Here is a 23,888-nt window from a genome sequence, read left to right on the forward strand (position 1 = left end):
GGTGTTCCTCCTTACATACTCTTCATCTTGGGGTCCAGAGCCTCGCGCAGGCCGTCGGCCACGAGGTTGAAGCTCATCATCAACAGGCTCATGACCACCATCGGCGGGATGATCTGATAAGGATGGGTGGTGAAGCTGTTGTACAGCTCGCTGATCAGAGAACCCAGCGAGCACTGCGGCACCGGGATGCCCAGACCCACAAAGGACAGGAATGCCTCGGTGAAAATTGCGGTGGGGATGCTGAACATGACCTGCGTGATGATGGGTCCGATGATGTTGGGCAGCACTTCCTTGAAGATGATGAAGAAGCTGCCTGCGCCCAGCGTGCGGGAAGCCAGCACGAACTCCTGATCCTTCAGCTTGAGCATCTCAGCGCGGGCAATGCGGCTCATGCCCACCCACTCGGTGAGCATCAGGGCAAAGATAATGGTGATCATGCCGGGCTTGAGCACCAGCAGAAGCAGCGTGACGATCACCAGACGGGGGATGCCGTTGGCAACTTCCAGAAAACGCTGCATCATCATATCCACCTTGCCGCCAAAGTAGCCGGAGATCAGGCCGTAGCTCATGCCGATGACCATATCGATGATGGCGGCGGCAACCGCGATGATCAGGGACACGCGGGCACCCTCCCAGGTACGGGTCCAGATATCGCGGCCATAGGTGTCGCTGCCGAACCAGTAGTAGACATCCTCCTTGCCCTTTTCCACATAGGCATTGACCGTCTTGGAACCGGTGGTGGTGCTCATTTTCTCGTCACCGTTGAAGATGCCGAAGTTTTCCAGCACCTGCACGCGGGGCGCAAAGTTTTTCTGGCTCAGCTCCTGACCGGAGTAGGTATACTCGTTCATGCCGGGGCCAAATGCCGCCAGCAGCACGATAAAGACAACGAGGATCAGGCCGAGCACCGCGCTCTTTTTGCGGAAGAAGCGCACCCGCACATCCTTCCAGAAGCTCTGTGCGGCAAAGTTCGAGTCCATTGCGATCTCTGCGTCGTTATGCTTGAGCGCAAAGTCCTTCTCGTTGAAGGTGTGCTCGGAATACATGGTATCCACTGCGCTGACGATGGCATCAGCCGTGGCTTCGCCGCCCAGGCGAATCGCTTTTTCTGCCATATCAGTTGTCCCCCTTTGCCAAGCGGATGCGCGGGTCGATGATGCCGTACAGCAGGTCAACGACCAGCATGATGCCAATGTACATGGCGCTGTAGATGAAGCTCAGGCTGATGACCACGTTGTAGTCGTTGGACTGGATGGCCGTCACCAGCAGGCTGCCCACGCCGGGAATGGCGAAGATCTTCTCCACCACCAGCGAGCCGGTCATCAGGTCCACGATCAGCGGGGCCAGCACGGTGATAATGGGGATCAGCGCATTGCGCAGCGCGTGGCGGAAGATCAGCGCCGGGCCGGAAATGCCCTTGCTCTCGGCCAGCAGCATATAATCGGAGTCCAGAACCTCGATCATTTCACTGCGGGTAAAGCGGGCAATGGAAGCCATGGTGAACATGGACAGCGAGATGCTGGGCAGCACACTGGAGCCGAACACGTCCTTTGCGGAGAACAGCATAGGGAACCACTTGAGCTTGAAGCCAAAGGTATAGCTCAGGGCCAGTGCGATCACGTAAGACGGCACCGACACGCCGATGACCGAGATGATGGTGGCCAGAGTGTCGAAGATGGTGTCCCGCTTGAGGGCTGCAATGATGCCGAGCACAAGGCCCACGATGGCACCCAGTGTAACAGCCATGCCGCCCACACGGATGGAAATGGGCAGACGGGACTGGATCAGCTGGGAGATGGGCGTGTTCTTGGAGATATTGTAGCTGACGCCGAAGTCACCGCGCAGCATGTTGGTCACATAGCGGAAGAACTGCACATAGATCGGCTGATCCAGACCGTACTTTGCGTACAGGGATGCGCGCATTTCCGGCGTCAGCTTTTCATCGTTGAAGGGCGAACCGGGCATCAGCTGCATGAGGATGAACAACACCAGCAGGATGGCCAGCAGCGTAAACAACGAAGTGATGATACGCTTGAGCGTGTATTTTTTCACGTTGGGTAGACCCCCTTAAAGTTTCTTCTTCTCCCTGCTCAAGACAGGGCGGCTTTTTCTGCCGCGGTCATCCGTGCGCCGGACGCGGACAGTGCAAAAGCCAAAAAGTCGCACAGCGGCAATCACGCTGCCACTGTGCGGCATTTCAGTTCTCGATCAGGATCAGACGCTCTTCTTTGCGTCCTTGAAGACGCGGTTCAGAGCAACCGGGTGGAAGTCCACGCCGGTCACGGCAGAAGAGATCATCTCGGCGTTGCACTGACCATACAGCGGGAAGATGGCGGCCTGCTCCAGCACGATGGACTCAGCGTCATACATGGCTTCCCAGCGGCCCTCGGGATCGGTGCACAGATCGCCGGTGGTGCACTCTGCGATGACGGCATCGTAGTCAGCGTCGCTCCACAGACCGTAGTTGTTGGAGTTGCCGGTGACCCACATGCCCAGATAGGTCATGGGATCGGCGTAGTCGGGGCCCCAGCGGGTCAGGCCGATCTCAAAGTTGCCGTCCTGCATATCCTGCACGCGCTGCTTCTTGGGCTCCACCTTCAGCTCCAGAGTAAAGCCGGGCAGAGTGGTCTGCAGCTGCTCCTGAACGACCTGAGCGACCTTCTGAGGAGCATCGTCGGCATCGACGACCATGGTGAAGGAGAAGGAATCCTTGCCCAGCTCAGCCTTGGCCTGCTCGTAGTACTCTGCAGCCTTGTCGGGATCGTATGCGCAGAACTCTGCAAACTTGGTCTGGTCGGCGCTGAAATCGCTGCCATCCGGGCCGGTGGCGAACTGTGCGGGCACTGCGGTGTAGGCGGGAGAAGAGCCGTCCTTCAGCACGTCATTGGTGATGGAATCACGATCCAGTGCAAAGGTGATGGCACGGCGCAGGTTCAGGTTTGCCAGCTCCGGCACAGCGTCCATGTTGGGGCTGATGTACCACAGGTAGCCGGCGCCCACGCTGGTGAACTCGGGGTCGTCCTTGACCTGCTCGACCTGCTCGCCGTTCAGCAGGGTGATATCCAGATCGCCATTCTGATAGCTCATCAGAGCCTGCTGGCTGTCCTTGATGACCTGATAGTTCAGGCCGTCCAGAGCAATGCGGTCAGCATCGTAGTAGTCGGCGTTCTTCACCAGCTCAAAAGCGGTGGCGGCCGGCTCATAGCTGGTCAGCACGAATGCACCGTTGGACAGCACGGTGTCTGCGCTGGTGCCATAGGTATCGCCGCAGCTCTCAAAGAACTTCTGGTTCATGGGGTAGAAGGTGGGGAAGTACATCAGGCTCAGGAAGTAGCTGACCGGAACATTCAGCTCCACCTTCAGGGTCTTGTCATCCACAGCGGTGATGCCCAGATCGGTGACGGGCTTGTCGCCTGCAATGATCTCGGCGGCGTTGACCACCTGACCGATATCGCTCAGCATGTAGGCATACTCGGATGCGTTTGCGGGGTCAACAGCACGCTGCCAGCCAAACACGAAGTCTGCTGCGGTAACGGCATCGCCGTTGGACCACTTTGCATCCTTCAGGTGGAAGGTGTAGGTCTTGCCGTCCTCGCTCAGCTCATAGCTCTCTGCCAGAGCCTCCACGGCTGCGCCGTTCGCATCCATCTGCATCAGGCCGTCGGTGTAGTTGGCGATAACCTCAAAGGAGGTGCCGTCGGTAGCCAGCTGGGGGTCCAGAGACTGGACTTCGGTCTCCAGCATGACGTTCAGCACACCGCCCTCAGCAGAGGCGGCTGCACCAGAAGCAGCGGTGGAGCCGGAAGCAGCGGTGCTGGAAGAGCCGCCGCAGGCAGTCAGAGCCAGTGCAGCAGCCGATACGCCTGCAGCAGCCAGGAAGCTGCGGCGAGAAATACGACGATCGAATTTCATATTTTTTCCCTCTCTCTTACCTCAATGCTTTATTGAGGTAAAGCATTGAATGGTGAAAAATGCACAAAGGCTTTTTGCTCCTTCTCTGGAGCGCTGCACACCTTTGTGCGATATCCGCATTATACGCTGTTCCGCCTGAAAAGGAAAGGCTTCCGGCTGTTTTTCTGTGCTTTGACCAATGGTCAGCAAAAATTTTGTTTTTGTTTTTGTGCAGTTTTGAAGATATACTGTAGTTGCTCGAAATACAGTTTCGTGAAAACATGAGTTTTTTGTGTTTTTCGGGGAAACAGATGAAGAGATTTCACCTGCGTATTTTTATTTTTTGTGCATAAGTCGTACTTTCAACCTGTTTTTGTGCACATACCAGACAGAAAAAAATCCCTGCTGAAAACGCACCGTTCTCAGCAGGGGAACACCGTTTTTTCGGTTTTTAGGCAAACATAGCCACTACGTAAGTCTCGCCGCCGTATTCAATGAACACCGCGCCCATCCGTGTGCAGCCTGCCGCATAGCTGCGCAGTACGCTGCCCGCCTCGCTCAGCGGCGGAGCATATAAGTAGCCGGTAAAGCCCCATTCGTTGTTCATTGCAAGGCCGATCACCACGCCTCTGGGCAGGAACAGAAAGCTGGTGGAATGATCGATAAAATCGTACACATTCGTATCCAGCATGGCACCGGAGCCGGTGGTCATGGGCACCTTGCGTGTCAGCAGGCCGGACTGGGTGGTCAGCTGGGTGGAGTCCTCCACCAGCCAGTCTGCCAGACGGCTGGCTGCATCTTCCAGATCGGTATTATAGGTCAGGCTGGGGTCTACCTCTTTCATCAGGGCCTTGGCCTGTTCTGTATCCTTCTGCACCGTGCCGCCCATCAGTGCACTGCATCCGGCCAGCACCGCCAGTGCCAGTGCACCCGCCAGCAGGCAAGCCAGCCATTTTCTTGCATGTTTCATATAGTGGTTCTCCCCTTTCGGTCTGTTTTTCTCCATGATACCTTTTTTGCCGCCGGATTACAAGCAGAAAAAAGCTGCTGTGCATCTGCACGGCAGCTTTTTGGGCAAAACTTTATTTTGCGTACTCCACAGCGCGGCTCTCGCGGATCACATTGACCTTGATCTGGCCGGGGTAATCCAGCGTGTCCTCGATCTTCTTGGCAATGGAGCGTGCCAGCAGGATCACCTGATCGTCGCTGATGACATCGGGCTTGACCATGATGCGCACTTCGCGGCCTGCCTGCACGGCAAAGGCCTGCTCCACGCCCTCAAAGCTGGAAGAGATCTCCTCCAGATTTTCCAGACGCTTGACGTAGCTTTCCACATTCTCGCGGCGGGCACCCGGGCGTGCAGCGCTGATGGCATCGGCAGCCTGAATGATGAAGGCCAGCGGGGTCTTGGGCTCCACGTCGCCGTGGTGGGCCTCAATGGCATGGATGATCTGGGTATTTTCCTTGTACTTGCGGCAGATGTCCACACCGATCTGCACATGGCTGCCCTCGATCTCGTGGTCCAGTGCCTTGCCGATATCATGCAGCAGACCGGCACGGCGTGCCATGGTCACATTCACACCCATTTCGCCTGCCAGCAGACCGGCCACCCATGCCACCTCCATGCTGTGGGTCAGGGCGTTCTGGCCAAAGCTGGTGCGGTACTTCAACCGGCCGATCAGCTTGATCAGGTCGGGGTGCAGGCCATGGATGCCCAGCTCCATCACGGCACGCTCGCCCTCGCGCTTCATCTGCAGCTCCAGCTCGTGGCGGCACTTTTCCACCGTCTCCTCGATGCGGGCGGGGTGGATGCGGCCATCGCCGATCAGGCGTTCCAGCGTCATGCGGGCCACCTCGCGGCGGGTCTGGTCGAAGGAGGACAGGGTGATGGCCTCCGGGGTATCGTCGATAATCAGGTCCACGCCGGTCGCAGTCTCCAGAGCGCGGATGTTGCGGCCCTCGCGGCCGATGATGCGGCCCTTCATTTCATCACTGGGCAGCGGCACCACGCTGACGGTGGTCTCGCTGCAGTGGTCGGCAGCGCAGCGGCTGACGGCCTGACCGATCAGGTTGCGTGCGATGTTGTCGCAGTTTTCCTTCAGGTCGGTCTCGTAGGCGGCAACGCGCACGGCCTTTTCGTGGGTCAGCTCCTCGTCCACCTTGTGCAGCAGCACCTCGCGGGCGTCCTCCTGACTCAGACCGGCCAGCGTTTCCAGACGCTCCATCTCCTTGGCGCGCAGGGCCTCGATCTCGGCCAGACGCTCCTCGGCCTCAGCGGCGCGCTTTTTCAGCTCCTCTTCCTTCTTTTCCAGTACCTCGGTCTTGCGGTCGAGGGCGGTTTCCTTCTGGTCGATGCGGTTCTCCTGACGGCTGATCTCCGCACGGCGCTGCTTGATCTCCTTATCGGCTTCTGCCTTCTGGGCATCCACCTCGGCCTTCAGCTTGAAGGCCTCGTCCTTTGCTTCCAGAACCGCTTCCTTGCGTTTCTGTTCTGCGGTCTTGATCGCTTCGTTCACCAGACGGGTGGCCTCGGCTTCCGCGCTGCCGATCTGGGCTTCGGCGGTCTTTTTACGGTTGTTGTAACCAATAAAATAGCCTGCACCGATGCCCGCAGCAAGCGCGACGATCAAGATCACGATCCAGATGATCGTGGACATCGCATTTCACTCTCCTTTGTTAAAATTCAAAATTCTGAATCATAAGCAGGAGACGCTGTAGGGCAGGTGTAGGCTGCAAACATTTTTTATAAGTGAGCTTTCAATGCAAAAAGTGGCAACAAGACCACACGCACGGCAAATGCCGCACGGACAGGCTGCAAGCTTTTCTATCTACAGTTCTATCTTATATAAAAACAGGCAGGCTCTGCCTGTAAGGGACACGGGTCACGGGAACGACCTGCACACAGCGTCTTTTATTCCATACTACTAATTATAGTACGAAACAATTGCCCGCTTGTCAAGAGGAAAACCCTGCCCCGCAGAACATTTTGTGCAGAAAACAGGGACAGTATCCGCACCGGATGCCGTCCCCGTTCCCGTTTATTCCAGATACATCCTGCGCAGCCGCATCAGGCGCGCAGGGGTCAGGCCGTATTCGGCTTCCAGATAGTTCTCGGCGCTGCCGTATTTTGCGCGGATGGTGCGCAGCACAAAGGGTGCGGCTGCCGGGTCCACGCCCGCCTTGCGGTAATAGCGCATCCGGCAGGCCGGGTTTGCCGCGATCTCTTCGGCGTGCTCCGCCAGCACTGCGTCGATCTCAGCCTTGCGGCAGAGGTTCGTGCGCTCATAGTCCGCACAGATCGTCTCATCCGAAGCGCCCAGTGCCAGCAGAATGAGCATGGCCGCCACGCCGGTGCGGTCCTTGCCGGCCGAGCAGTGGAACAGGATGGGGGTCTCGCCTGCTTCCAACGCACGGAACAGCTCCTTGAACGCCTTGTTGCCAAACAGCATCCGCTCGTACATAGCCTGCACGAAGGTGCTGCCGTCGGCGCTTTCTTCATAGCCCTTCATCAGGGCGGCGATATCATCCGGCGCAAAGGAGATCTCGTGGCCGTCCTCGGCGCACAGGCCGCAGATCTGCACCAGACGTGCACCGTCCGGTACGTAGTCCGGTTCTTTCTGCACTTCCCCGCTGCTGCGCAGATCAAGGATCAGGCGCAGGCCCAGCGCGTCCAGCTTCGCGCGGTCGGCCTCACCGGTGAGCTTGCAGGTAGGGATGCCGCGCCAGATCTGGCCCCACTTGATATGCTTGCCCTCGTCGGCTTCGTAACCGCCCAGCTCCCGGAAGTTGGTGCCGCCGGCAAAATCCAGCTGGGTGCCGGGCACCGGGTGGGCCGGTGCAGCCTTTGCCGCAGCGCTGGACAGCACCGGGAAATTGTAGAACGGCTTTGCGGGCCGTCCGCGGCGGGGCGGCAGGCTGGCCGAACCGCCCAGCACCTCCATCAGGTAGCTGCGCAGCAGGTCGATGTAGGCAGAGGAATGATCCCGCCGCTGCACCAGTGAGACGCACAGCGGGGGCAGATCTTCCAGCAGCACATCCCGCACACGGTCCAGTTCCCGTCTGGCTCCCGGTTCATAGCGGGTCAGACAGGTGCAAAGCTGCTCCTGCACAAGATAATAGGCCTGATAAAAGCTGGGGCCGATCTCCGCATTCGGCGCAAAGCCCAACCGGGCGCAGGCCGACCACAGCGGGCTGAACAGATCCTGCCGCAAGCTGGGCAGCAGCACCCGCTGACCGCGCAGCTCTGCCAGCGGGATGCTCTCCTTATCCCAGAACGCGTGCCCCCGAGGCACCAGCAGGCAGGCAGGGTCTGCCCGCAGGGTGGTACGGGCCAGTACCGGCGCAGCACAGCCCAGATCGATGACCAGACCCGCGTCCAGCTCCCCCTGCTCCACATCGTCCGCCACCGCATCGTTGTCCATCATGCGGAAGCGCATCTCCACATGGGGATACTGCTGGCGGAACTTGTCCAGCTGGGTCTCCAATCCGGGCAGGTAGTCCGGCACCAGCGACACGCTGATGCCGATGCGCACCGGCTGCGCCGACTGGATCTCGGCCCGCAGGGATGCCTGCATCTGCTGGAACTGCTCCACTACCGGCGCGGCATGGCGCTGCAGGCTCATGCCGCGGTCGGTAAGGGTGAGCTTGTGGTGGGCGCTGAGGAACAGCGGCCCGCACAGCTCGGCTTCCAGCGCAGAGATGCTCTGCCGCAGTGCCTGCCGTGACAAAAACAGCCGCTGTGCCGCGCGGCTGTAATTCATTTCATCGCACAATACCAGAAAGTAGTGCAGCTGGCGGATATCCATGGTTTCCTCCCTGAGAAAAGTGTCATATATAAAAGAATACCGCCTTTTTGCGCGATTGTAAAGCCGTTGGCAGCAAAAAACTGCCGCACAGCATTGCACCGTGCGGCAGTCAGAGCGTGGAACGATCAGATCAGGCTCAGAGCTTCCTCGTCGCCCACCAGCGTGAAGTCCGGATGCATCTGCAGGATGCTTGCGGGCACCTCCGGAGTGACGGGGCCGAAGAATGCCTTCTTGATGATCTCGGCCTTGCCTGCGCCGTTTGCCACCATGAGCACCTTGCGTGCCTGCATGATGGTCTTGATGCCCATGGTATAAGCCTGCTTGGGCACCAGATCCACATTGCCGTCAAAGAAGCGCTTGTTGGCCTCAATGGTCTCGGCGGTCAGGTTCACACAGTGGGTCTCCAGCTCAAAGGCTTCGCCCGGCTCGTTGAAGCCGATGTGGCCGTCGTGGCCGATGCCCAGCAGCTGCAGGTCGATGCCGCCCACAGCGTGGATGATCTGGTTGTACTTTGCGCAGGCATCCTCTGCATCGGGGTTGGTGCCGTCCGGCAGGTTGATCTTTGCAGGGTCGATGTTCACCTTGTCGAACAGGTTGCGGTGCATGAAGCTCCAGTAGCTTTCCGGGTGCTCCTTGGGCAGGCCGCGGTACTCGTCCAGATTGACGGTGGTCACCTCAGAAAAATCGATGTCGCCCTTGTTGTACCAGTCCACCAGCTGTGCATACGCGCCCACGGGGGTGCCGCCGGTCGCCAGACCCAGCACGCAGTTGGGCTTCATAATGACCTGTGCCGAAATGATATTGGCTGCCTTGCGGGACATATCCGCATAATCTTTTGCACGAATGATCTTCATTACAAACGACCTCACTTATCATCTTTTTTGCCGCTCTGCACGGACTGCGCAGAGCACTTCTGTGTTTAGTTTATCACATTTCGCAGACAAGCGCCAGTCATCCCGGCCATCTTTTCGGTGTGTTTGCACAAAAAGATGCAAAGCCCCGCCGTTTGGGCCGGCATTTCCGGTCACGAACGCGCAAAAACGCCGCCGGGCGTTTCCACACCGGCGGCGCTGCATGTTGAAAGATCAGTTCCCGCTGCACAGGCCGCAGGCGGCACAGGCGGCGGGGGTGGCGGCACAGCCGCCAAGGGCGGTCTCGCGGAGCTCGGCGGGCAGGCGCTTGCCCACGGCGTACATGGCCTCCAGCATCTGGTCGAAGGGGATCAGCTGGCGGATGCCGCTCAGGGACAGTTCTGCTGCAATGAGGGCGTTGGCCACACCGGCGGCGTTACGGTTCTGGCAGGGGTACTCCACCAGCCCGCCTACGGGGTCGCACACAAGGCCCAGCATGTTCATCAGCACGGTGGAAGCTGCATCCAGACACTGCTGCGGGTTGCCGCCCATCAGCTCCACGGCGGCAGAAGCAGCCATGGCAGACGCAATGCCCACCTCGGCCTGACAGCCGCCCACGGCACCGGCCACGGTGGCGTTGCGCATGGCAAGATAGCCCACGGCACCGGCGTTGAACAGGGCATCCACGATGCGCTGGTCGGAGATGCGGTAGCACTCCTGCAGGGCCAGCATCATGCCCGGCACCACGCCTGCAGAGCCTGCGGTGGGTGCAGCCACGATCAGGCCCATGGAAGCGTTCACTTCCAGCACGGCCATGGCGTAGGTCATGGCCTTCTGCAGCACATCGCCGCAGATGTTTTTCTTCTTATTATAATGTGTTTCCAGCTTTTTGGCCTCGCCGCCAATGAGCCCGCCCATGGATTTGATGGGCTTTTTCAGCGGCTGGGTGGCAGAAGCGCGCATGATCTCCCATGCCTTTGCCATGCGGTGATCCACAGCATCCCGGGGCACTTCGCCCAGAATGCATTCCCGCTGGCGCATCACTTCCGAAATGGGCAGTTGGTTTTCCTCGCACAGGTCCAGCAGCTCCTTGGCGGACTTGAAATCCATGTTCATCACTCGTCCCTCCTTACGGCTGCACGACCATTACATCGTTGATGTTCGGGTTTGCCAGCAGCAGCTGATCCACACCCTCGGGCAGGCGCTCATCCGACTCTACGATGGTGTAAGCCGTGTGCCCCTTTCCCTCGCGGAACAGACGCATGAACGCGATATTCACGCCGCGGTCGCTGAGGATCTTTGAGATATGCGCCACCACGCCGGGCTTGTCCTTCTGCACCACGATGAGGGCATTGTACTCGCCGGTAAAGTCCACCTCCACGCCGTTGATCCGCACGATGCGCACCTTGCCGCCGCCCAGCGATTCACCGCGCACGGTCATGACCTGACCGGCCGCATTCTCCATGCGGATATCCACCGTGTTGGGGTGGATGTCGGTCTCCACCTCATTGGGGGTGAAGCTGTAGCCAAGGCCGCGGTCGGTGGCAATGGCAAAGGAATCCCGGATGCGGGTATCATCGGCCGAAAAGCCCATGATGCCGCCCAACAGGGCGCGGTCGGTACCGTGGCCGTGGTAGGTCTTGGCAAAGGAGCCGTAGAGGGTAAAGTCCGCCCGCTTCAGCGGCGGGGCGATCATCTTCTGTGCCAGAAAGGCGATGATCTCCGCGCCTGCGGTGTGGGAGCTGGAAGGGCCGATCATGTTCGGGCCCAGAACATCAAAAACACTGATAAATGCCATGGGGTGTCACTCCTGTCAGGTCAAGAACCGCGCCGCGCATCAGACGCTTGCGCTGCTCTTGTTGATGAACTTCTGGTAGATGGTCTCCACGATCACGCCGATGGCGTTGTCGCCGGAGACGTTGCAGGCAGTGCCGAAGGAATCCTGAGTGATGTACAGAGCCACCATGATGGCGCAGATGGGGCCATTGGGGTCACCGGCCTCAGCGCCAAAGATCATGTACAGGAAGGGCAGAGCGGTCATGATGGAGCCGCCGGGAGCACCGGGAGAAGCCACCATGGCAACGCCCAGCGTCATGATGAAGGGCACCACGGTAGCAAGGCTGATGGGCAGCTGGTTCATCAGGCAGACGGCAGTTGCGCAGGCGGTAATGGTGATCATGGAGCCTGCCATGTGGATGTTTGCGCACAGAGGCACCACGAAGTTGCGGATCTGCTCGCTCACGCCATCAGCCGCAGCGCACTGCAGGTTGACCGGGATGGTGGCTGCAGAGGACTGAGTGCCCAGAGCGGTGGTGTAGCCGGGGATCTGGTTGCGGATCATCTTGAAGGGGCTCTTGTGGCTCACAGCGCCTGCAACGCAGAACTGCAGGAAGATGCAGACCAGATGCATGATGATGACCACCAGGAACACCTTCCACAGGATGCCCAGAATGGCGTAGGTCTTGCCGGACTTGGTCATGTCGATGAAGGTACCGCAGACGTACAGGGGCAGCAGCGGGATGATGACGCTGTGCAGCACCTGATCGATGATGCCGGAGAAGTCCTTCATGCCATTATAAAGTGTATCACCGATGGTCTTGCCGCGCAAGGTGGACAGGCACAGGCCCAGCACGAAGGCCAGCACCACGGCAGACAGGGTGTCCAGCAGCGGAGGGATGGAGATGGAGATGTAGCTGACCAGAGAGTTGTCAGCCGTGGCGGCGATCTGTTCCAGAGCGCCTTCGCTCATGAAGCTGGGGAACAGGCTTGCGGACACCAGATAGGATGCCGAGCCTGCGATCAGGGTGGAGCCGTAGGCCAGAGCCACCGTGATGAGCAGCAGCTTGCCTGCGCCGCTCTTCAGGTCGGCAATGCCCATGGTGACGTAGGCCACGATCATCAGCGGGATGATGAACTTCAGGAACGAGCTGAAGATGCTGGATGCCGTGACGACGACCCGGCAGAACCACACCGGGAAGAACTGGCCGATGATGATGCCCAGCACGATGGCGATGAGCAGCTTCGGCAGCAGTCCGAGCTTGAATTTTTTCTTTTCCATAAGAATAAAATCCTCCTTTTCCTATTCTGACCTTTGTGCGGCACCTGACAGCGCTCTCTCCGCCGCAGCCCGCACGGCCAGCCTTTCACGAAACGTCAAATTTTCACTTGACGTGTTGACACATTTAGTTTAACATAGACATATGCATGATTCAAATTCATAAAAATAAAGTTATGGTTTAAAAATCTTAATAGCAAGGGAGCTTTGCCATGGAAGTGCGCCAGTTGAACACCCTGATCCGTGCCGCCCAGTTCCAGAGCTTTTCCAAGGCAGCGGAAAGTCTGGGCTATTCCCAGTCTGCCGTTACCGTGCAGATCAAAGCGCTGGAAGAAGAGCTGGGTGTGCGCCTGTTCGACCGCATGGGCAAGCGGGTGATCCTGACCGCACAGGGTCAGTGCTTTCTGGAATACGCCAACAGCATTCTGGATACCATCCACAACGCCCGCCGCGCCCTGAGCGAGGATGCCGAGCTGGAGGGCTGCCTGCACATCGGCACGCTGGAATCCCTCTGCTTTTTCCGCCTGCCCGGCCTGATGCATCAGTTCCGGGTGGAACACCCCAAAGTCAGCCTTCGGGTCACTACCGGCTCCCCGGAAGAGCTGATCGAAAAGATGGAGCGCGGCGAGGTGGACCTCATCTGCATTCTGGACGAGCCCCGCTACTCCAACAGCTGGCACAAATGCAACGAGATCCCGGAGGAGGTGGTGTTCGTGGCTTCCCCGGACATCGATCTGGGCCACCCCGGCCCGTACCGGGTGGCAGAGCTTCTGGACAAGCCCTTCTTCCTCACCGAACGCAACGCCAACTACCGCCGCACCTTTGACCGGTTTCTGGCTTCCCGCCAGATCGAGCTGACCCCCAGCCTTGAGATCAGCGATACCTCCTTTATCATCAAGATGCTGGAGCGCTCCTCCGGCATTTCCCTGCTGCCGCGCTTCGCTGTGGCCGAGCCTGCGTCCAGAGGAGATCTGCGCATTCTGGAGGTGTCAGACTTCCGGCTGACCATGTACCGCCAGATGTTCTACCACAAGGATAAATGCTGCACCCGGGAAATGGACGCCTTCATCCAGCTGGCCTCCGGGCCGGACCTTCCGCTTTTGTAAGGTGCAGCAGAAAGCAGCAGACCCCCGGGCGGTGAACCGCCCGGGGGTCTGCTGTGCTGAGGAGATTTCAGGAATTTGCAAAGCATTGCGCAGACTGTGTGCAGGCACAGCCCCGCAGAGGAGGATGATTAAGCAAAGAAGGAGATGATGAGTGCTACCAGGAAGCCCACACCGCCAACCAGAGTTTCCATGATGGTCCAGGTCTTGAGGGTGGTCTTTTCGTCCATGCCCACAAGGCTCTTCACCAGCCAGAAGCCGGAGTCGTTAAAGTGGGAGCACACGGTGGAGCCGCCGGCGATGGCAGCGGTGACGCAGGCCAGATACAGCGGGCTCAGTTCGCTGATGCCGGGCATGGCGGAGATGATGCCTGCTGCCATGGTCATAGCCACGGTAGAGGAACCAACGGAGATGCGCACCAGAGCAGCCACGATGAAGGCCACCAGAACCAGCGGCAGGCTGGCGTTTGCCACGGCGTTGCCGATGACATCGCCCAGACCGGAGTTCTGCAGCATATAGCGCAGCACGCCGCCGCAGGCAGTGACCAGCAGGATCATACCGGTGGGCTCCAGAGACTTGGTCATGATCTTTTCCAGCTGGGCATTGTTATAGCCGTGACGGGTGCCCAGCAGATACATAGCAGCGATGGTAGCCAGCAGCAGCGCCATGAAGGGCTCGCCGAGGAAGGCCAGAACGGGCTGGATGCCAGCCAGAGCGGGCACCACTTTTGCCACAGAGTTTGCAATGATGAGGACCAGCGGGATCAGGATGATGCCCACGATGGTGCCAAACTTGGGCAGCTTGCTCTCGTCGATGTCTGCCTGCTGTGCAACGTGCTCGGGCACCTCGATCATATACTTCTTGCCGCAGATGGAGCCCCAGATGGGACCGGCGGCGATCATGGCGAAGATGCCGCAGAAGATGCCGATGAGGATGACCCAGCCCAGATCAACGCCCAGCATGCTGGCCACCAGAACGGGGCCCGGCGTGGGAGGGATGAAGGCGTGGCCGACAGCCAGACCGGCCAGCAGAGGGATGACATAGTACAGGACCGAGCGCTTGGTGCGCTTTGCCAGAGAGAAGGCCAGCGGGATCAGGATGATCAGACCGGCATCAAAGAACACCGGCATGGCCACCACCAGACCTGTGATACCCAGCGCCCATGCGGCTTTTTCGTCGCCGAACTTGCGCACCATGGTCACGGCCAGCGTCTGTGCGCCGCCGGATTCTTCCAGAATGGCACCGAACATGGAGCCAAGGCCTACCAGAAGAGCGATGCCCTTTAAGGTGTTGCCGATACCTTCGTTGACCGAGCCGATGATGTCAGACAGGGGCATACCGGCCATCAGGCCGATGCCCACCGCACCGATCAGGATGGAGATCATGGCGTGGACTTTGAACTTGATGATAAGGATGAGCAAAAGGATCAGGCCCGCCACCGCGGCGAACACGAGCCGCGCGGCGTCCGGGGTTGCAACAGCTGTCATAAACGTTTCCTCCATTTTTTGATGTTTTGTGTGCTTTGGGTCTTACTTCAGCGCCGTCCCCGCAGACGGACACCGGATTCCGATGGTTTTTATAGACGAAGCAATATCCGCTTTTTTGTTTTTGGCGTAACTTTATCCAGACCGTCCAGTAAAACAACGCTGAACAGTTGATTTTTGTTTTTGGTTTTTATCGCAAACGAAGCGTTTTTACTCCATATATGCACCCTTCATGGGGCTGACGGCGTGCTGAGAGTAGAGCTTCAGCAGGCCCTTGGTGTACTTGGGAGCCTTGGGCTTCCAGTTGGCACGGCGCTGGGCAAGGATAGCCTCCATCTCTTCGGGGGTCTTTTCCTCACCGTTCACGCCCACGATGGCAAGCTGGCGGTTCGGCACATCGATGCGGATGAGATCGCCCTCTTCCACCAGAGCGATGGGGCCGCCCACAGCGGCCTCCGGGCTGACATGGCCGATGACCGGGCCGCGGCTTGCGCCGGAGAAGCGGCCGTCGGTGATGAGCGCTACGCTGGAAGCCAGTTTCGGGTCGGCGCAGATGGCCTCGCCGGTGTAGAACATCTCGGGCATGCCGCTGCCGCGGGGGCCTTCGTAACGGATGAAGATGGCGTCGCCGGGCTGGACCTGCTTGTTCAGAACAGCGCTGATGCACTCTTCCTCGCTGTCAAAGGGCTTTGCGCGCAGGGTGGCGTGGAACATGTTCTTGGGGCAGGCGGTGTGCTTGATGACACTGCCCTCCGGGGCCAGATTGCCCTTCAGGATAGCGATGCTGCCGTCGGTGCCCTTGGCGTTGTCAAAGCTGTGGATGATATCCTCGCGGGTGACTTTGATGCCCAGACCCTTGGTCTTTTCCTGCAGGATCTCGTCGCAGTGCTCGTAGAAGCCGTTCTTTTTCAGGTCTTCCAGGTTTTCGCCCAGCGTCTTGCCGGTGACAGTCATCACGTCCAGATGCAGCATGGACTTGATCTCTTCCATCACGCGGGGCACGCCGCCTGCATAGTAGAAGTACTGTGCGGGCCAGTCGCCGGAAGGACGGATGTTCAGCAGATAGTGTGCGCCGCGGTGCATCCGGTCAAAGGTGTCGGCATCGATCTCAAAGCCGAACTCGTGTGCAATGGCGGGCAGATGCATGGTGGCATTGGTGGAGCCGGAGATGGCGGCGTGCACCATGATGGCGTTTTCAAAGCTCTTCATGGTGACGATGTCCTTGGCCTTGATGCCCTCGGCCACCAGCTTCATCACCTGAACGCCGGCATCATAGGCAGCCTGCTTCAGCTCCGGGGCGGTGGCCGGCATCAGGGCGGTGCCGGGCAGCATCAAGCCCAGAGCCTCGGCCATGATCTGCATGGTAGAAGCGGTGCCCATAAAGGAGCAGGCACCGCAGCTGGGGCAGGCGTTGTGCTTGTAGTAGTCCAGCTGTTCGTTGGGGATGACGCCGGTCTTTTCCCATGCGTCGAACTTGCCGATCTGTTCCAGCGTCAGCAGGTCGTTGATGGCGCAGGCGGGGTCGTTGACCACGTACTTCTTGGGCAGGGTGTGGGCTTCCATCACGCCGCCGGTGACCACGATGGCGCTCATATCCTTCAGGCGGCCAATGCTCATCAGCATAGCCGGCATGGACTTGTCGCAGCTGGCGATGAACACACCGCCGTCGTACACGGTGGCGTTGGCCTGAGCCTCCACCAGATTCACGATGGCGTCACGGTGGGGCAGCGAGTAGTTGATGCCGTCGTGGCCCTGTGCGATACCGTCGCACATATCGGTTGCAAAATAGCGTGCAGCCTTGCCGCCGTGGGTGTTGACTGCCTGTACAGCCTCCTTCACGAACTGATCCAGATGGGCGCTGCCGGGGTGGCTGTCGCCAAAGGTGCTCTCCACCATGATCTGGGGCTTTGCAAGGTCGTCCACCTTCCAGCCCATGCCGATCTTCAGCGGATCGTTTTCCGGTGCCAGTTTACGCACTGCCTGAGAACGCAGTTCCATGATCGTACCTCCAAAATACTCTTTTTTCTGCTTTGCAAATCGTCCTTTTGACTGTCGGACATCTTACATGTTCATTTTAATCGAATCCCGCCTTGTTTGCAAGTTGTCGCAGTCAGAACCCACTTTATAACAATAACCAGCCCAATTTTTCGTGCACATTGCTCTGAAATCTTGGATACATCATATAATCTAACCAGTTTTTCGACTTTTCTGTATCATTCGTCTTAAAAAGTCATCAGATAACTTCAAACGTAAAAAGTCCCCGCACAGACCTTGCACTGTGCGGGGACGTAAAATGCAGCGGCATCAGGTTTCCCATTCGCCGTCGTAAAGCTTTCGGATGCAGTTGCGGTTGAAGTTCAGGTGCATCACCATGGCAGACCGGGCACCAATGGAGTCATGCCGGGCAATGGCTTCAGTGATCATGCGGTGGGTCAGGATGGTCTCCTCCGTCAGCTTTTTGTGGGTAACATTCACGAACATCATGACCGCCGTATCGATAATGGGGATCAGCTGCTCCACCACCATGTTCTTGCTGCTCTCTGCGATGCAGGTATGGAATGCGATGTCGTCCTCAATGTACAGATCACCGCTGTGGATCTTGCTCTCCACCCGGTCGCACAGGCGCTGGATGCGCTCAATGTCCTCGTCGGAAGCGTTCAGCGCTGCCATCTCGGCCATGCCCGGTTCCAGCAGCAGGCGCACATTGACAAGATCCAGTGCCAGCGCGTTCTTCTCCTGCACGCTGCGCAGGTTCAGCGGGTCCGAAAGGCCCTTGGCAGTCGTGACCACATAGGTGCCGGAGCCCCGCCGCACCTCCACGATGCCCTTGCTGGAAAGCAGCTTCACGGCTTCGCGCACCGTGCTGCGGCCCACACCGAATTTTTCGCCCAGCTCAAATTCATTGGGCAGCTTGGTGCCCGGTTCCAGCGGCGTGTCCAGAATATAGTGGTAAATTTCGTCCTCCACCTGTTCGGCAAGGAGTTTGTTTTTCAGATGGGAAAATTCGCTCATGGGTGTTCCCTCCCCTGTTTTTTAATTTATTATAAGGCAGGGCAGCAGACAAAAGCAAGGGCTGTCCTCATTCACAGACAGCCCTTGCTTTTGGGTATTTTATTCGTTTGCGGCCTTCTCCAGCTCCGCTTCCTCTGCGGCAGCTTCGGCCTCCTCCTGCTTCTGGTACTCCAGGAAAGCCGACCACATGGGTTCGATGTCCTTGCCCTTCACCCGGCGGTCGAAGTAGTTGCGGGTGATGTCCACCACAGTGCCGGACAGCACCAGCACGCCGATCAGGTTCGGGATCATCATCAGACCGTTGAAAGTGTCGGAAAGATCCCACGCAAGGCCCAGCTTCATGGTGGCACCCACCACGGTCATGCACACAAAGACCACCTTGTAGATGCGGCTGCCGGTGGTGCCGAAGAGATACTCCACGGCCTTGGTGCCGTAGTGGCTCCAGCCCAGCGTAGTGGAGTAGGCAAACAGCAGAATGGAAACAGCAATGAACTTGGGGCCAAAGCTGCCAAATGCGGCGGTGAAGGCCTGACCCACCAATGCGTTGTCCTGCACACCGGCCAGTACAGCGCCGCTCTGCAGGTCCACCACGCCGGTGGTCAGGATGACCAGAGCAGTGAGCGTGCAGACCACGATGGTATCGGCAAACACCTCAAACACGCCCCACATGCCCTGATGCACCGGCTCCTTGACGTTGGAAGCGGAGTTGACCATGACGGCAGAGCCGAGACCGGCTTCGTTGGAGAAGGCACCGCGCTTGAAGCCCCAGGTGATGGTTTGGCTGATGCCGTAGCCCAGCGCACCGCCGCCTGCCGCGTTCAGGTTGAACGCACCCTTGAAAATAGCCGCAAATGCCGCTGGGATGTTGCCCGCGTGCAGCACTACGATGATGAGCGCGCCTGCAATGTAGAACAGGGCCATGAGCGGCACCAGCTTTTCGGTAACAGCGGCAACGCGCTTCAAACCGCCAATGACGATAAGGGCCGTGACCACCATCAGGCACAGGCCGGTGACGAGGGTCGGTACGCCAAAAGCAGCGTTCATGTTGCCCGCGATGGAATTGATCTGGCTCATGTTGCCAATGCCGAAGGAAGCCAGAATGCAGAAACAGGCAAACAGCACTGCCAGCACCTTGCCCAGCTGTTTGCAGCCCTTCTTTGCGCCAAGACCATCGGTGAGGTAGTACATGGCACCGCCCGACCACTCGCCTTTTTCGTTTTTGCGGCGGTAGTACACGCCCAGCACATTCTCCGAAAAGCTGGTCATCATGCCAAGCAATGCCATGACCCACATCCAGAAGATGGCACCCGGCCCACCGGAAACGATAGCCGTTGCCACACCCACGATGTTGCCGGTGCCGATGGTTCCCGCCAGCGCCGTGCACATGCTCTGGAACTGGCTGATGGCCATATCCTCCTTGCTGGTGTGCGCGGTGATGTCCTTGTTGGTGAAGATCGCGCCGATAGTGTGCCGGAGCCAGTAGCCCATTTTGCGGAACTGGAAAAAGCCCGTGCGGGCGCTCATCCAGAAGCCGGTGCAGAACAGCAGTGCCAGACCAAACGGCCCCCACACCACGCCATTGATGGCATTGTTCACCTGCGTGATCATCTCGACCATTCTCTCTTTCCCCCTATACACAAAACAAAAGCGGACAGAACCCACCAAAGGCTCTGCCCGCAAAATTCGGAGCGCTCTCATTTTCCGCAGCCGGGGTGCGCCGCATTTCCGGCTGCGCCCCATTGCGCAAAGACGATGGCTCTGTCCTTTTGCCTGAGAGATACAGCCGCTTTCCCTGCGGCCTTACACCTTCGGCACCCACTTTACAAGCGGGCTTCTCCAGAGTGCACGGTCTTTCTCCGCCGTGCACGTCTTTTTCAGTTCTTCCGGCGCACAGTTGTGCGCGATAGAAAGACTATACCATATTCTGTCCTTGTGCGCAAGACATTTTGTATATCATACGCTGCTTTTTCATCTGTTATGCCGACAGATGAATTTTGTTTTGGTATTACTTTTGTCCTCCCTCATCATAGCGCTGCCATAAATTTATTTTACTTTTCTTTTGGCTCCGCGCCTTCAAACCCCCGGGCTTTGCCATCCGGGCTGGCATCGCCGTTTTCTTTCGCGGTCTCGTAAGAATCTGTGCCGTAATAGGCGCTGGCGGGGCCGATCTCCAGCCAGAAGTTCTCCCGTTCTTTCTCTGTGGTCGGTGCTGTCTCTTTTTTGTTTTTCATCTGCAAACGCCTCCTTTTCTGCATAAAGTCTTGCCTGCAGGCCAAAGCTTTATGCAAAGGAAAGGCGGTGTATCCCATGCGCAGTGGAGGTTGGAAGCCCTTTTGGGCAGCACTGTTTGCTTCGCTGCTGGTGCTGGTGCCGCTGGTGGGCGGCACGGTGCTGCTGTCCCGTCAGCAGCTGCGCACCCAGCTGCGGCAGGCTGCCCGCAGCGAGAGCGGTGTACCCATCCAGCTGCCCAAGACCACTGACCAGCTCACTGTGCTGCTGTGCGTCTCCGGCGAACAGCCCGGCTTTGTGCTGGCCTACCTGAACGCCAGCCAGAACTGCGTGCATCTGCTCAGCGTGCCTGCCGTGCTCACCGTGCCTTTTGCAGAAGAAGAAACATCCCTTGCCCGCTGCTATGCCGCCGCTGGCCCGGCCCGCTGCCGCGAAGCGCTGGCACAGGTGCTGGCCCTGCCGGAGGGCACAAGGTATCTGGCCTTTTCTCCCGATGTGCTGGAGCGCATTGCCAGCCGGTATGGGCCGGTGCGGGTAGGCTTTACCGGCGCACTGACCGAGGAAGAGCTTGCCCGCTATGGCCGCAGCCGGGCCGTGCAGGGCATTTCCGCCGGGGACGCGCACGAATTCTTGTGCCAGCTGCAGGCCGACGAAGCCTTTTCACCAGTACGCACCGCAGCGGCCCGCGCTGCCGTGTGGGATGCGTTTCTCCGGCAGGATCTGGACCTGCTGCCCGCCACCCTGCCGGATGCCCTGCGTGCCAGCAGTTCGGCCCTGCTCACCGACCTGACCGCGCTGGACTATGACGCTTTGGAACGCACACTGGAATTTCTTGCCAACAACAGCGCCGCTGTGGCGGCGCAGGCCCTGCCCGGCCAGTGGAATGCCGCCAGCGGCACTTACACGGTCACGGATGCTTCCCGCGCTGCCATGCAGACCTTTTTCAATGTTTCGCCCACCGAGGCGCAGGCCTCGTCCTTCAGCGAGCCATAACCCAGCACCAGCGTGCCCGCCGCTGAGGCTGCTTCTCCGGTCAGGTCGTAATCGCTCAGCAGGCTCAGCTGCACGCCTTCGGCTTCCGCCGCGCAGCGCAGCGCAGCATCCGGCGGCGGGTCTTTGAGCTTTGCCAGCAGGTTCAGTCCGGTGTGCAGGCCCGCAAGGGTCAGCTCGCCGGGAGCAAAGGCAGTGTTCAATGCTGCCGCCAGCGCGTCCCGCCGGGCCTTGTAGGCCACCCGCTCCCGGGCCAGATGCCGGGTGAAGTAGCCCTCGGTGATAAAGCGGGCCAGCGTCTGCTGCTCGAACCGGCTCACCGTGCCGGAGTACAGGCGGTATTTTTTCCGCCATGCAGGCAGAAGATGCTCCGGCAGCACCATATAGGCGATACGGATGCTGGGAGCCAGACTGCGGGAGCAGGTGGAGAGGTACACCACCGGGCCGTCTGCACCCGCCATGCCCTGCAGGCTGGGCAGAGGCCGGGTATCAAAACGGAACTCTGAATCGTAATCATCTTCTATAATATACCGCCCGCCCGGCCTGCGGGCTGCCCAGTGCAGAAGCTCGGCCCTGCGGCCTGCAGGCATGGTAACGCCTGTGGGGAACTGGTGGCTGGGCGTGACGTAGCACACCGCTGCATCCGACCGGTTCAGTGCTTCCACCGAAAGGCCGTCCTCGTCCACCGGTAGGCAGCAGCAGTGCACACCGTTGTTCTGCAGCACCTGCAAAGCACGGGGGTAGCCCGGCGTTTCCACCGCTGCAGGGCCGGGCAGCAGCGGTGCCAGCAGGCCCAGCAGATATTCCAATCCCGCGCCCACCACGATCTGATGCGGCCCGCACTGCACACCGCGGTATTCAGAGAGATATTCCGCCAGCGCCTGCCGCAGGGCCGGGTCGCCCTGCGCATCGCCGTGGGTGAGCAGCTGGGGCGAAGAATAGAGCAGCTCCTTTTGCAGCCGCGCCCATGTGCGGAACGGGAACAGCTCCGGGTCTACCCCGCGGGTGGAAAGGTCGTACCGCACCGGCAGCACAGGCGGTTCCGGTTTTGGCGGTGCGGGCTGTTCCGGCCCGTTGGCAGGCCGGGACGGCAGGGCCAGATATTCCTGTACATAAAAGCCGCTGCGCTCCCGCGATTCCAGATACCCTTCCGCCGCCAGCATCTGATAGGCGGCATCCACCGTATTCACCGAGACGGACAGCTCTGCCGCCAGCCGCCGCTTGCCGGGCATCCGGGTGCCCGCCGCAAGAGTGCCGCTTCGCATCTCTCCGGCAAGGCTGCGGTACAGCTGTTCGTACAGCGGCACGCCAGAAGAAGCATCCAGCGCCGTGGTCAGATGGACCATAAATTATCCCTCCTGTCTGGGTATTGCATCAAACTGACCCCATTAAAAAACTTTATTCTGGGTATTTTCATGGTGTCAGTTCTGCGTATAATAGGAGCATACCCGCTGGACACCCAAATGTCAAGTAGGATTGTAGGTAAGTGGTTGCAAAGCAATCAAAGCCCCAGTGGGGCTTTGGTGCCGCGGGAACGGAAATTTGGAGGGAGAGTAAAATCATGTCTACTACTGCAATGTGGCTGCTTCTGGCAGTCGTTGTCATCGTCATTCTGTTTGCAAGTGTGCTGTACAAGCGCACCTTCACCACCAAGGAGCTGGCCATGACCGGTGTCATGGCCGCTTTAAGCCTTGTGGCCTATCTGTTCTTCCGTGTGCCGTTCTACGGCGGCTCTTCGTTCCATCTGGGCAACACCTTCACCGCCCTGACCGCCCTGCTGCTGGACGGTGTGTCCGGCGGTCTGGCCGGTGCCATTGGTCTGGCGCTGGCCGATATTCTGGCCGGTGACCCGGGCTACGCCGTCACCACCTTTGTGCTCAAGTTCATCATCGGCATCACCTGCGGTGCCGTGGCGCACAAGGCATTCAAGCTGCGCGACCTCGACAAGCACAGCTCCGGCTATCTCGTCAAGGTGATCGTTTCTGCCGGTTCCGGCCTGCTGCTGAACGTGCTGACCGACCCGTTCCTGGGCTACTTCCGCAATGTGTACATTTTTGGTCAGGAATACACCGTGGCACAGGCGCTGACCAAAATTGCAGGCGGCGTCACCTTTGTAAACAGCGTGGCCTCCACCGTGTGTGCGGTCATCCTGTACCTCGCCCTGCGTCCGGCCCTGGAGCGTGCCGGTCTGCTGCCCAAGGGCGAAAAACACTAAGCGATCTCTCTATCCTGATACAGCACTGCTGCCCTCACCTGCCGGACTTCTCCTATCCTCCGGCGGTGGGGGCAGTGGTGTTTTTCGTGGACGACCTATCACACGGAACTCCTCCAGTCTCGCATTCGCTCGACAGCCCCCTCGGGGATGGGGCTTTTGACAGAAACTGAAGCAAAAAAGCGCTCGTCACACAATTCTGCATGACGAGCGTTTTTTGCTTTTTATCGCAATTTTCAAAAATAGTGCCTATTAA

General features: G+C 59.0%; 19 protein-coding genes and 1 riboswitch. Of the genes, 3 read left to right on the forward strand and 16 right to left on the reverse strand.

The annotated features are described in order from the left end of the window. Positions 1-11: 11 nt before the first annotated feature. The 10 genes from GKG34_RS12410 to GKG34_RS12455 all read right to left on the reverse strand — a co-directional run bounded on the left by GKG34_RS12410 (position 12) and on the right by GKG34_RS12455 (position 12,605). A complete protein-coding gene (locus tag GKG34_RS12410; protein WP_154256393.1) occupies positions 12-1,115 on the reverse strand; it encodes an ABC transporter permease in 1,104 nt (367 codons plus the stop codon). Position 1,116: 1 nt separating this feature from the next. Next, positions 1,117-2,052, reverse strand: coding sequence for an ABC transporter permease (locus tag GKG34_RS12415; protein WP_339396023.1), 936 nt, complete (start codon positions 2,050-2,052; stop codon positions 1,117-1,119). A 162-nt stretch (positions 2,053-2,214) separates the two neighbouring features. Continuing rightward, the gene (locus GKG34_RS12420; protein WP_097780985.1) at positions 2,215-3,912 is read right to left on the reverse strand and encodes a peptide ABC transporter substrate-binding protein; all 1,698 of its coding nucleotides are present in this window, start codon (positions 3,910-3,912) and stop codon (positions 2,215-2,217) included. Positions 3,913-4,342: 430 nt separating this feature from the next. Further along, positions 4,343-4,861: a hypothetical protein gene (locus tag GKG34_RS12425; protein ID WP_154256395.1), complete on the reverse strand. Its 519-nt coding sequence runs from the start codon at positions 4,859-4,861 to the stop codon at positions 4,343-4,345. A gap of 112 nt (positions 4,862-4,973) precedes the next feature. After that, positions 4,974-6,548 carry a ribonuclease Y gene (rny, locus tag GKG34_RS12430; protein WP_097774149.1) on the reverse strand — a complete coding sequence of 525 codons (1,575 nt, stop codon included), beginning with the start codon at positions 6,546-6,548 and terminating at the stop codon, positions 4,974-4,976. Positions 6,549-6,929: 381 nt separating this feature from the next. After that, positions 6,930-8,696 (reverse strand): tyrosine-protein phosphatase, encoded by a 1,767-nt coding sequence (locus GKG34_RS12435; RefSeq protein WP_154256397.1) that lies wholly within the window; start codon positions 8,694-8,696, stop codon positions 6,930-6,932. A gap of 125 nt (positions 8,697-8,821) precedes the next feature. Continuing rightward, positions 8,822-9,550 (reverse strand): glucosamine-6-phosphate deaminase, encoded by a 729-nt coding sequence (nagB, locus tag GKG34_RS12440; protein ID WP_154256399.1) that lies wholly within the window; start codon positions 9,548-9,550, stop codon positions 8,822-8,824. 231 nt (positions 9,551-9,781) lie between these two features. Continuing rightward, entirely contained in the window at positions 9,782-10,657 is an 876-nt protein-coding gene (gene sdaAA, locus GKG34_RS12445) for an L-serine ammonia-lyase, iron-sulfur-dependent, subunit alpha (protein ID WP_154256483.1), read from the reverse strand. Positions 10,658-10,676: 19 nt separating this feature from the next. Beyond that, a complete protein-coding gene (gene sdaAB, locus GKG34_RS12450; protein WP_154256401.1) occupies positions 10,677-11,345 on the reverse strand; it encodes an L-serine ammonia-lyase, iron-sulfur-dependent subunit beta in 669 nt (222 codons plus the stop codon). Positions 11,346-11,384: 39 nt separating this feature from the next. After that, positions 11,385-12,605 (reverse strand): dicarboxylate/amino acid:cation symporter, encoded by a 1,221-nt coding sequence (locus GKG34_RS12455; protein WP_097780990.1) that lies wholly within the window; start codon positions 12,603-12,605, stop codon positions 11,385-11,387. 209 nt (positions 12,606-12,814) lie between these two features. On the opposite strand from GKG34_RS12455, the gene GKG34_RS12460 reads away from it, so the two are divergent. Continuing rightward, positions 12,815-13,708 carry a LysR family transcriptional regulator gene (locus GKG34_RS12460; protein ID WP_005936828.1) on the forward strand — a complete coding sequence of 298 codons (894 nt, stop codon included), beginning with the start codon at positions 12,815-12,817 and terminating at the stop codon, positions 13,706-13,708. A gap of 128 nt (positions 13,709-13,836) precedes the next feature. On the opposite strand, the gene GKG34_RS12465 is transcribed toward GKG34_RS12460, so the two are convergent. The 5 genes from GKG34_RS12465 to GKG34_RS12485 all read right to left on the reverse strand — a co-directional run bounded on the left by GKG34_RS12465 (position 13,837) and on the right by GKG34_RS12485 (position 20,432). Next, the gene (locus GKG34_RS12465; protein WP_097777045.1) at positions 13,837-15,192 is read right to left on the reverse strand and encodes a gluconate:H+ symporter; all 1,356 of its coding nucleotides are present in this window, start codon (positions 15,190-15,192) and stop codon (positions 13,837-13,839) included. A gap of 207 nt (positions 15,193-15,399) precedes the next feature. Continuing rightward, the gene (gene ilvD, locus GKG34_RS12470) at positions 15,400-17,187 is read right to left on the reverse strand and encodes a dihydroxy-acid dehydratase (RefSeq protein WP_005939089.1); all 1,788 of its coding nucleotides are present in this window, start codon (positions 17,185-17,187) and stop codon (positions 15,400-15,402) included. A gap of 306 nt (positions 17,188-17,493) precedes the next feature. Next, positions 17,494-18,201: a FadR/GntR family transcriptional regulator gene (locus GKG34_RS12475; RefSeq protein WP_154256403.1), complete on the reverse strand. Its 708-nt coding sequence runs from the start codon at positions 18,199-18,201 to the stop codon at positions 17,494-17,496. Positions 18,202-18,300: 99 nt separating this feature from the next. Then, entirely contained in the window at positions 18,301-19,818 is a 1,518-nt protein-coding gene (locus tag GKG34_RS12480; RefSeq protein ID WP_097774156.1) for a sodium:alanine symporter family protein, read from the reverse strand. 131 nt (positions 19,819-19,949) lie between these two features. Further along, positions 19,950-20,051: riboswitch (glycine riboswitch) on the reverse strand. Positions 20,052-20,249: 198 nt separating this feature from the next. Then, a complete protein-coding gene (locus GKG34_RS12485) occupies positions 20,250-20,432 on the reverse strand; it encodes a hypothetical protein (protein WP_044953367.1) in 183 nt (60 codons plus the stop codon). 76 nt (positions 20,433-20,508) lie between these two features. Between GKG34_RS12485 and GKG34_RS12490 the strand changes: the two genes are divergently transcribed. Further along, the gene (locus tag GKG34_RS12490; RefSeq protein ID WP_097774157.1) at positions 20,509-21,423 is read left to right on the forward strand and encodes a hypothetical protein; all 915 of its coding nucleotides are present in this window, start codon (positions 20,509-20,511) and stop codon (positions 21,421-21,423) included. Here GKG34_RS12490 and GKG34_RS12495 read toward each other — a convergent pair. Continuing rightward, entirely contained in the window at positions 21,330-22,766 is a 1,437-nt protein-coding gene (locus tag GKG34_RS12495; protein WP_154256405.1) for a PLP-dependent aminotransferase family protein, read from the reverse strand. The two genes, GKG34_RS12490 and GKG34_RS12495, sit on opposite strands and share 94 nt — an antisense overlap. A gap of 215 nt (positions 22,767-22,981) precedes the next feature. Between GKG34_RS12495 and GKG34_RS12500 the strand changes: the two genes are divergently transcribed. Beyond that, on the forward strand, positions 22,982-23,635 hold the full coding sequence (locus GKG34_RS12500) for an ECF transporter S component (RefSeq protein ID WP_223388517.1): 654 nt from the start codon (positions 22,982-22,984) through the stop codon (positions 23,633-23,635). The last annotated feature ends 253 nt before the right edge of the window (positions 23,636-23,888 follow it).

Source organism: Faecalibacterium sp. BIOML-A4 (assembly GCF_009679665.1).
Taxonomy (GTDB): Bacteria; Bacillota; Clostridia; order Oscillospirales; family Ruminococcaceae; genus Faecalibacterium; species Faecalibacterium taiwanense.

Bases quoted from the DNA above. Each gene is read 5' to 3' on its own strand.
- GKG34_RS12465 (WP_097777045.1), bottom strand. From the start codon at position 15,192: ATGACAGCTGTTGCAACCCCGGACGCCGCGCGGCTCGTGTTCGCCGCG.
- ilvD (WP_005939089.1), bottom strand. From the start codon at position 17,187: ATGGAACTGCGTTCTCAGGCAGTGCGTAAACTGGCACCGGAAAACGAT.
- GKG34_RS12485 (WP_044953367.1), bottom strand. From the start codon at position 20,432: ATGAAAAACAAAAAAGAGACAGCACCGACCACAGAGAAAGAACGGGAG.
- rny (WP_097774149.1), bottom strand. From the start codon at position 6,548: ATGTCCACGATCATCTGGATCGTGATCTTGATCGTCGCGCTTGCTGCG.
- GKG34_RS12410 (WP_154256393.1), bottom strand. From the start codon at position 1,115: ATGGCAGAAAAAGCGATTCGCCTGGGCGGCGAAGCCACGGCTGATGCC.
- GKG34_RS12420 (WP_097780985.1), bottom strand. From the start codon at position 3,912: ATGAAATTCGATCGTCGTATTTCTCGCCGCAGCTTCCTGGCTGCTGCA.
- sdaAB (WP_154256401.1), bottom strand. From the start codon at position 11,345: ATGGCATTTATCAGTGTTTTTGATGTTCTGGGCCCGAACATGATCGGC.
- GKG34_RS12480 (WP_097774156.1), bottom strand. From the start codon at position 19,818: ATGGTCGAGATGATCACGCAGGTGAACAATGCCATCAATGGCGTGGTG.
- GKG34_RS12495 (WP_154256405.1), bottom strand. From the start codon at position 22,766: ATGGTCCATCTGACCACGGCGCTGGATGCTTCTTCTGGCGTGCCGCTG.
- sdaAA (WP_154256483.1), bottom strand. From the start codon at position 10,657: ATGGATTTCAAGTCCGCCAAGGAGCTGCTGGACCTGTGCGAGGAAAAC.
- GKG34_RS12460 (WP_005936828.1), top strand. From the start codon at position 12,815: ATGGAAGTGCGCCAGTTGAACACCCTGATCCGTGCCGCCCAGTTCCAG.
- GKG34_RS12500 (WP_223388517.1), top strand. From the start codon at position 22,982: ATGTCTACTACTGCAATGTGGCTGCTTCTGGCAGTCGTTGTCATCGTC.
- GKG34_RS12490 (WP_097774157.1), top strand. From the start codon at position 20,509: ATGCGCAGTGGAGGTTGGAAGCCCTTTTGGGCAGCACTGTTTGCTTCG.
- GKG34_RS12435 (WP_154256397.1), bottom strand. From the start codon at position 8,696: ATGGATATCCGCCAGCTGCACTACTTTCTGGTATTGTGCGATGAAATG.
- GKG34_RS12455 (WP_097780990.1), bottom strand. From the start codon at position 12,605: ATGGAAAAGAAAAAATTCAAGCTCGGACTGCTGCCGAAGCTGCTCATC.
- GKG34_RS12475 (WP_154256403.1), bottom strand. From the start codon at position 18,201: ATGAGCGAATTTTCCCATCTGAAAAACAAACTCCTTGCCGAACAGGTG.
- nagB (WP_154256399.1), bottom strand. From the start codon at position 9,550: ATGAAGATCATTCGTGCAAAAGATTATGCGGATATGTCCCGCAAGGCA.
- GKG34_RS12425 (WP_154256395.1), bottom strand. From the start codon at position 4,861: ATGAAACATGCAAGAAAATGGCTGGCTTGCCTGCTGGCGGGTGCACTG.